General features: G+C 69.1%; 1 pseudogene. It reads left to right on the top strand.

The window, feature by feature from the left end:
- Positions 1-517: pseudogene (locus EN893_RS37335) on the top strand (RNA pseudouridine synthase); the annotation flags it as partial.

The raw sequence follows: 517 nt of genomic DNA, 5'->3' as shown, positions 1-517 counted from the left end.
GCGCCTGGGCGAGGAATCCGGCGCCAATTTCGACGCCGATGTCACCAAGCCGTTTTCCAACAAGCCGGTGCGGCGCACCGAAGTTCGCGAGCCGGAGCCGGAGCGGCCGAAATTCACCCGCGACGGTGAGCGCCGCCCGATCGGCGAGGGCGGTTTGATCAAGAACCGCAAGCGCCGCGAAGGCAGCCGCGACGAGGCGCTGGGCAAACTGTCGACAAGTCCCGACAGAAGCGCGGAGAAGAGTTTTGGCGAACGCGGCCCGCGCCCCGAACGCAGCTTTGGCGACAAGCCGCGCGGCAATTTTGGCGACAAACCGCGCGGTGGCTTCGGCGACAAGCCGCGTGGTGCTTTTGGCGGCAAGCCGGGCGGTGGCAAAAAGTCCGAGCGCGAGCAGCGGCCGATCGAGCCGCCCGGCCAGCGCAAGGCCAATGTCTGGATGGCACCGGGCGCGCGGCCGATCGGCAAGGGCAGGGCCGACGCCGATGCCGCCAAGGCGGCTGAAGCCAAGGCGCGCAAG

This window comes from Mesorhizobium sp. M7A.F.Ca.CA.004.04.2.1, assembly GCF_004022825.1.
GTDB lineage: Bacteria > Pseudomonadota > Alphaproteobacteria > Rhizobiales > Rhizobiaceae > Mesorhizobium.
The sequence above is the reverse complement of the archived record's forward strand: the minus strand, read 5'-3'. Positions and strand labels throughout refer to the sequence as shown.